Origin of the sequence: Flexithrix dorotheae DSM 6795 (assembly GCF_000379765.1) — a bacterium.
GTDB classification, from domain to species: Bacteria; Bacteroidota; Bacteroidia; order Cytophagales; family Flammeovirgaceae; genus Flexithrix; species Flexithrix dorotheae.
In genome coordinates, this window is sequence record NZ_KB903504.1 from 1 (window position 1) to 8,329 (window position 8,329).

Annotated in this window: 4 protein-coding genes and 1 pseudogene; 1 reads left to right on the forward strand and 4 read right to left on the reverse strand. The window is 37.0% G+C overall.

Annotation, left to right across the window (positions count from 1 at the left end; genetic code table 11):
• The 4 genes and pseudogenes from A3EM_RS44935 to pssA all read right to left on the reverse strand — a co-directional run.
• Positions 1-286, reverse strand: a pseudogene (locus A3EM_RS44935) (IS4 family transposase); the annotation flags it as partial.
• Positions 287-487: 201 nt separating this feature from the next.
• Positions 488-2,143, reverse strand: coding sequence for a S8 family peptidase (locus A3EM_RS0137400; protein ID WP_245576597.1), 1,656 nt, complete (start codon positions 2,141-2,143; stop codon positions 488-490).
• A gap of 171 nt (positions 2,144-2,314) precedes the next feature.
• Positions 2,315-5,080: a phosphoenolpyruvate carboxylase gene (locus tag A3EM_RS0137405; RefSeq protein ID WP_020533364.1), complete on the reverse strand. Its 2,766-nt coding sequence runs from the start codon at positions 5,078-5,080 to the stop codon at positions 2,315-2,317.
• 326 nt (positions 5,081-5,406) lie between these two features.
• Positions 5,407-6,093, reverse strand: a complete 687-nt coding sequence (gene pssA, locus A3EM_RS0137415) for a CDP-diacylglycerol--serine O-phosphatidyltransferase (RefSeq protein WP_020533366.1) — start codon at positions 6,091-6,093, stop codon at positions 5,407-5,409.
• A gap of 386 nt (positions 6,094-6,479) precedes the next feature.
• Here pssA and A3EM_RS0137420 point away from each other — a divergent pair.
• Positions 6,480-8,329 (forward strand): choice-of-anchor D domain-containing protein (locus A3EM_RS0137420; RefSeq protein ID WP_020533367.1); only part of this gene is annotated, 1,850 nt, incomplete at its 3' end.

Below are 8,329 nucleotides of genomic sequence, written 5' to 3' on the forward strand. Positions count from 1 at the left end.
TCTTGGAAAGCCGCTCGGAAATCGAACTTCTTCTTACCGATTCGGATTCATCTAAATCGAAAAGAGTTTTAAAAACAGAATCGTTAAAGGTATCTTCTAAGGTTCTTTGACTAAGTTTTTCATTTTCCAGGATGGCATAAAGCAAAAGATAAAACACTTTTCTCCCATGTAGGACTTTTGAATAATAATCAACTTTGGTGGTAGTGGAAAGATGAGTAAGCAGTGCTTCGGGAATAAAGTCTAATAATTGGTCAGCCGATATTGTGTGGTCTTTAAAAACTGTCATAGTATTTTATTTATCCCAATTTAAAATACTAATAAAACAACCGTTTCTACAATTTAGTTAGACCAATCATCAATTAGTATACAGATTTTTATCTCCCCCTTTTTAAGAAAAATGACTCCTTGAAAATAAAAAAAGTCGGAAGAAAAATCTTCCGACCTTGACTGGTGAAAACTGGTCTTTTTATTTTCTGGGGAAAAATACTTATCGTTTTTTATTCTTTATCGACATGGATTCTGCCATTTTCAGGGCTTCGTAAACATTTACAATCCCACCAGTACTGGATAATTCACTGAATTTTATTTTGGTGTCTTCTCCTTCCTCATTTGGTTTATTTACCATCAGGTCTCCAAATTTTACAGATGATTTAAGGATAATATCTTTCACTGTTACAGCACTTAAATCAGGGTAATAAGACATTATTAAAGCGGCTGTTCCAGCTGCTACCGGAGCTGCCATACTAGTTCCATTTTGAGCTTGATATTTTGAGCCGGGCACTGTAGAGTAAATGTCTACACCAGGTGAGAAAATATCTACGGATTTTTTTCCATAATTTGAAAAGCTTCCCACAAAATTAGATTCATCACCCCAGGAAAGCGCTCCAATTTCTAACCAGTTTTTAGCAGCTTTTTTGGAACCCTTAAATGTTTTAGTAGGAAAATTGGTGTTTTCATCCAGGTTTTTGGCGTCATTTCCAGCTGCATGAACCAATAATACCCCTTTGGATTCGGCATATTTTACGGCTTCATCTACTACTTCTTTGTAAGGAGAATAACTTTTTCCAAAGCTCATATTTATTACCTGAGCACCATTGTCCACGGCATATCTAATGGCATTGGCTACATCCTTATCTCTTTCGTCTCCGTTCGGAACTGCTCTGATAACCATAATTTCCACATTATCGGCAATCCCTTTAATACCAATATCATTGTTTCTATTGGCGGCAATAATTCCGGCTACGTGAGTCCCATGAGTGGCATCCGGACCAGTTACATCATTATTTCCGTATATTTTTTCAGATTTGTCTTCGTAATTATCCCCAATAATTTCTCTGGAATTGAAATCCGGATTATAACCAAACTCCACCTGATCAGTCAGGTAATCCAGTTGTTCATTAAAAACTTCTTCCGTCAGGTTATTGGCAATTGTCAATTCTAATAGTGATTTAGACTGGGTGATCCTTTCATCAGTTGAATTAATTTTACTCAAATCCTCTGCTTTCAAATCTTCTGTATTCAGATAAGCTTTTATCAGCCTGTCTGCATATTTAAAGCTTTCGTAAAAATTTACAATGTAATTGTAGTCTTCCTGCGCACTTTTCGCACTTTCTTCGTACTCTTTTTTTACCTTTTCATAATAGGCGAACTCAACTTTTTCTTTTTTGGATAAAGAAGCTGGGTCTACATCTTTATATTTCTTGTTTAACCTTACATATTCTCTTGTTAATTCATAGGTGTCAGCATCTACATTTTCCCCATCTTTACCCCCGATAAAATTCCAGCCATGCACATCGTCCACATAACCGTTTCCATCATCATCTTTTCCATTTCCTGCCACTTCCCCATCGTTTTTCCAAATCACATCCTTTAAATCTTCATGATCGATATCTATCCCTGAATCAATTACGGCTACTACTACTTTTTTAGATTTTTTACCTTTTAGGAGTTCTTTATAGGCCCTTTCAGTTCCTACTCCTCTTATTTTATCGGCAGTAGGATCAAGATTAAACCAGTTTTCGGGAGCGCTTTTTAAAGAATCGCCTGGATCTGTAATGTTAGGTATTGTTTCATTTGCAAAAGAAAATGTTGTGGTTATCAGCAAGGTGAAAGCAATCACAAAATGTCTCTTTGACTTTATCATTATCATTATTTATTTAGTTGATTGTGTACAATATTAATTAAAGAGGTCATAATAAAAAAATAATTTCACCCTGTAGAGAGTGAAATTATTTCTTATAACTTTAAAATAATAAAATTTAAAATTGGATAAAAACCGGGTAGAATTACTCTACATAAAAGATATAAGTTAATATCAACCCGTATTTCTCATAGCACTTGCAATTGCATTTACTGTAAGTAACAAGTTGAGCAGCGTACTTTCAGCAGCCTCGTTATCACCCACATTCTTCTGAGCTCTCCATTTTTTTAATAACTCAATCTGGTGGAAATGCATTCCTCTCATGGCACTAGCCCTAACCAGGTTTGAATAATAATGGTTTTTTCTCCTTTTATCAAATGGTACTTCCAGTAAAGAATCCAACATTTTTCTGGTTTTGGATAGTTCTTTTAAGAACATGCCCAGAATAGTTTCTCTCACTTCATCATCCTCAACTAAAGAAGCGTACCCGGTCATTATTTCTTCATCAGTTGCTGCAAGGCTGGTATCCACATTAGTAAGGACATACCGGATGAAAGGATCGAAACTCACGGCTTTCTTAAACTTTTTGAAATCCTCCGGATTATCTTTTTTCAGTTTCTCTAAAGTACTACCTATTCCATACCAGCTCGTCATGTTAAATCTTGATTGGGCCCAACTAAAAACCCATGGAATAGCCCTTAAATCGGCAAGGGTTCGTTTTCCAGATCTTCTTGCAGGTCTGGAACCTATCTTACTTGACTCAATCGCATCGATAGGGGTGGCTTCTCCAAAGAATTTGATAAAATGAGGATGGCTGATTAGTTTCCAATATTGTTTTTGGCTTTCAGCGGCCAGTTTTTCAATAATATCAGCCAAAGGATGGAATTGCTTCTTACCATTATTATCTGCTATGGTATGAGCAGCAGTTCCAGCTACAAGTAATTCAAGATTATAAGTAGCATTAATTTTATTGGCATATTTCTGGGCAATGGTTTCCCCCTGTTCGGTTAATCTTAAATCGCCATTGATTGATCCTTGAGGCATGGCTTTAATAAACCAATGAGTTGGCCCCGACCCTCTGGAGATACTTCCTCCTTTTCCATGGAAAAACCTGATTCTTATGCCTAGGTTATCACCTACAGTAGATAGTTTTGATTCAGCACTGTAAAGGTTCCACTGACTGGCCAGAATTCCTCCATCTTTGTTACTGTCACTGTACCCTATCATAACCTGCTGAGAAATTTTTGATTCTCTTCTTATCTTTCTCTGGTATTCAAGACTTCGTTTGGTGAATGGATGCTCCAGGAAGTTTTTCAGGATTTCAGGACTTGCCTGTAAATCTTCTATCGTTTCAAAAAGTGGAACCACATGCATCAAGCAAACAAGGCCTTCAGGAGTTTGCTCAACCAGACCTGCTTCTCTGGCCAGCAGAAATACACTTAACAAGTCCGAAACACTTCTGGTCATACTCACAATTAAAGAACCTATTCCATCTATACCATACTTTTTTTGGTAATTTGCAATTTCATTATAGCAATCGATAACTGCAGCCGCATTGTGATCTAATTTTATATTTGGGTGGGTAAATGGTCTGTTCGATTCCAGTTCCTTATTAAGAAACTCTAGTCTTTCTTCTTCCGACCAGGTTAAAAATTTATCCCCATCCAGCGAGGCCGCCTTCATGAGTTGGGAAATGGCCAGATCGTGGAAGTTACTGTTTTGTCTTACATCCAGTTGGGCAAGGTGAAAACCAAAAGTTTCAACGATTCTAATGGCATCATGAACATCGGAATAAGCTATTGATTTTGCCCCATAATCTACTAGAGCTTGTTGAAGAATTTTAAGGTCTTCTACCAGTTCATAGGCAAATTTATAACTTCCCTGCTTGTCATGAATTTCAGTAGCATGATTTCTTTTTATATCAAGCGGCAGTTTATTGAGCATTAGGTTTACAAACTGTCTGAAAACTTCTCCATCATTTCTGTGGAAGGCCTGATCTCCAATATCTCCAAGCTCAATTTCCATATCTTCAATTCTTTTCCTCAAATCATAGTTGGCAAAATTGAAGTGGAGGGAAAAACTTAGTTTTTTAATAAGTTGCAGTAAGCTTCTTCTTATTAAAACAAAAGCATTTAGTTTTAACTGAACCAGTGTTTCTTTGGTAACATCGCTGGTAACCAAGGGGTGTCCATCTCTGTCACCACCAACCCAGTTGCCGAAAGTTATTTTAGGGAATTTGCTTGTATCCAGTAATAATTCAGGATCAAGTCCTTCGCTTTGCCAGGCCTGGCCTAATCTTTTATCCAGAATAGGAATTACTTCTGGAAATACATTGATGAGGTAATGAAGTACATTTCGTAATTCAGAAGGTACATCGGGTTTTTCTACAAAAATTTCCCCGGTTCTCCATAATCTATCAATGGCCAGTTTGATTTCTCTTCTTATCTCCGCCTGTTCAATTTCAGTGAACATAGTATTCTCTCGTTTTACCAGAAGTAAATACAGAATGCGGTGATGTTCTAGTACTGTTGCTCGTTTGGCTTCAGTAGGGTGGGCGGTTAATACTGGCTCTACTTTGATTTCTCCAAGGTGATCAGCAATTTCTTTGGCTGGTATTCCCTTTTCTTTCAGCATTTTCAGGTTTTGTGCCCAAAGTCCATTTACTTTAGACATAGAAGTGTTTTCAATTTCTCTTCTATTTTGTACGGCCCCGTTCACTTCCACCATATTCAGCAGCTGGAAAGCAATTGAATAAACCTGAACATGTTTTTGAGTTAATTCCTCCGGTTTAAAATCATTTAGCTGGTTGATCCAGGGTATAAAAGCTGCTAAACTATTTTCCCCACTTTCTACTAAAACTTCTTTAAAACAACCTAATAAAAATTCCAGATCTTCATAAGGTTTACCAAGCTTCTCCTTTACTATCTTAAGTGTATCCATCTTTTAAGAAATAACCAATTTTTAGTTTTTGAAAATTGTTAGTTTATGATTTTGCTCCAAAAGCTGTTTCCAATTGTTTAAAATTTTTTTATCATTTACCCATATCTAATTAGTTTAAATGCGCTGTTTGTACTAATTAAACCAGATCATTAACCAAAAGTTAAGGACTCTGCCAAAATGTGTTGTTAACTGAAAATCCTGATGAGTTTAATTTCTGATTTTCAAAAATTTATTGGAAAACGATTCAAAATTAATAAAAAAAATAAACTTAGCCTTTCACCTTTTTATGAAACTGGTTTATTTTTTAATTAATTAATAATGAAGATTTATTTGTTCGCAATCCAAGAAATAATTGAAATAAGAATATAGCCAAGAATGATAATAGGGATAGAAAGAAACTTCAAAATTAAAACTAAGATTAATGAGGAGAAGATAAAAATAAATTGAAGCTTATTTTCCTTAAAATTAAAATTCTTAAATTTTAAGGCGAAAAGGGGAATTTCGGAAATCATTAAAAAGGACAAACCGAAAGTGATTATTAGAAGAACAGGAAGGGTAGCTATGGATTCCAATGGTGGATATTGCCTAAAGGCCAGGGGAATAGAGCCAATAAAAAAAGCTGTAGCTGGTGTAGGAACTCCCAGAAAAGAATTGCTTTGCCTTGTGTCAATATTAAATTTAGCTAACCTTAAAGCAGCGCATGCAGGTATGATTATTATAAGGTAAAGAGGATTGATACTACCGGTTTTGCCATCCAAAAGATGCATCATTATAAAACCTGGTAGCACACCAAAGGTTACCATATCGGCCAAAGAATCAAGCTGTTTTCCAAGATCAGAATTTACTTTTAGTAATCTGGCAACAAATCCATCCAAAAAATCAAGTAGACCTGCAGTTCCCATCAGATAGGCCGCTATAATTACATTCCCATTTATTGTTTGGTAAATGGCAATAAATCCACAGATCAGATTTCCAAGTGTAAATAAATTAGGGATATGTTTTTTTAAAGCCATTATTATTAAAATTTGAAATGAAGTCTGTTATTCCTGAAGCAAAGATGGGAAATTGTTGGGTATTTAAGTGAAGTCCTATCCTCAAAAAGTAATAAAGTGTAAACCAATCGTTTTAAAATTCCTCAGAAAGTTAATTGCCTTGTTTATAAAAACGGATGGTAAGTTTTTTACTAATTTGTTAATAATGACTATCCATCTATTACAGGCTGAATTATTAGCAATATGAACCATCCTTGCAGCGTAATTTATGTGAATCAAACTCAAATATATTACTCGTGAAATATTTGACAAAAAATATAAGAACTGCTCAGGTAATAGCCAGTTTTAATGTACTTAAGGTTCTGGCATGCCTATATTTAATATTCGTATTTAATTTGCTCCCTGGAATGTCCTGGGGTGCAGGTTATTCTAACCTTGGTTTTTTCAAGGGTACCGGAGCTACAGTTCCGGAAATAAATTTAGTGGGAAATTCTATTAATATAGCTAATGGGGATTTTACACCAACCACTATCGATCATTCGGACTTTGGCACGGCTGTTTTGGGTGGTGCATCTGTTGTAAGGACTTTTACAATAGAAAATACAGGAGTGACTGATTTAATCTTATCAGGGATTCCTCTAGTAAGTATTGCCGGACCTGATGCCGGTGAATTTACGGTTAATGCCTTCCCTTCTGCTACCATAGGAAGTGGTACAAGTAGCACATTTCAAATTACTTTTTCTCCAGGTACTTCAGGGGTAAAAACAGCTATTGTAACAATTATTAGTAACGATGATGATGAATCAAATTATTCTTTTGCCATTCAAGGAACAGGTTTAGAACCAGAGATCTTGGTAGAAGGGAATTCCACAGAAATTGTATCTGGAGATGCCACTCCTTCAGCAGGAGATGACACAGATTTTGGATCGAGCTTGATAGCAGGAGGGATGGTCGTTAAAACCTTTATGATAGAGAATACAGGGAATTCGGATTTGAGTTTAACCGGAGCTCCTTTAGTATCGCTTAGTGGAGCAGGATCAGCAGACTTTTCAGTAACAGCTCTTCCAGGTACCCCGATTGCGGGAGGAGGAAATACCACTTTTCAGATAACCTTTAATCCCTCAGTTTCAGGATTAAGGAGTGCTACAGTAAGTATTGCCAATGATGATAATGATGAGGACCCTTACACTTTTGCGATTCAGGGAACAGGTTTAGAACCAGAGATCTTGGTAGAAGGGAATTCTACAGAGATCGTATCCGGAGATGCGACTCCATCGACAGGTGATGATACAGATTTTGGCTCGAGCTTAATATCAGGAGGGATGGTAGTTAAAACCTTTACGATAGAAAATACAGGGAATTCGGATTTGAGTTTAACCGGAGCCCCTTTAGTATCGCTTAGTGGAGCAGGATCAGCAGACTTTTCAGTGACAGCCTTACCTGTTAGTACCATACCTTCTACAGGGAGTACTACTTTTCAGATAACCTTTAATCCCTCAGTTTCAGGATTAAGGAGTGCTACAGTAAGTATTGCCAATGATGATAATGATGAGGACCCTTACACTTTTGCGATTCAGGGAACAGGTTTAGAACCAGAGATCTTGGTAGAAGGGAATTCTACAGAGATCGTATCCGGAGATGCGACTCCATCGACAGGTGATGATACAGATTTTGGCTCGAGCTTAATATCAGGAGGGATGGTAGTTAAAACCTTTACGATAGAAAATACAGGGAATTCGAATTTGAGTTTAACCGGAGCTCCTTTAGTATCGCTCAGTGGAGCAGGATCAGCAGATTTTTCAGTAACAACTCTTCCAGGTACCCCGATTGCTGGAGGAGGGAGTACCACTTTTCAGATAACCTTTAATCCCTCAGTTTCAGGATTAAGGAGTGCTACAGTAAGTATTGCCAATNATGATAATGATGAGGACCCTTACACTTTTGCGATTCAGGGAACAGGTTTAGAACCAGAGATCTTGGTAGAAGGGAATTCCACAGAGATCGTATCAGGAGATGCCACTCCTTCAGCAGGAGATGACACAGATTTTGGATCGAGCTTAATAGCAGGAGGGATGGTAGTTAAAACCTTTACGATAGAAAACACAGGGAATTCGAATTTGAGTTTAACCGGAGCTCCTTTGGTGTCGCTCAGTGGAGCAGGATCAGGAGACTTTTCAGTGACAGCCTTACCTGTTAGTACCATACCTTCCACAGGGAGTACCACTTTTCAGATAACCTTTAATCCCTCAGTTTCAGG

What these genes read in the sequence shown, in the direction of transcription:
- A3EM_RS0137400 (WP_245576597.1), bottom strand. Translation starts at nt 2,143, where the DNA reads ATGATAAAGTCAAAGAGACATTTTGTGATTGCTTTCACCTTGCTGATA.
- pssA (WP_020533366.1), bottom strand. Translation starts at nt 6,093, where the DNA reads ATGGCTTTAAAAAAACATATCCCTAATTTATTTACACTTGGAAATCTG.
- A3EM_RS0137405 (WP_020533364.1), bottom strand. Translation starts at nt 5,080, where the DNA reads ATGGATACACTTAAGATAGTAAAGGAGAAGCTTGGTAAACCTTATGAA.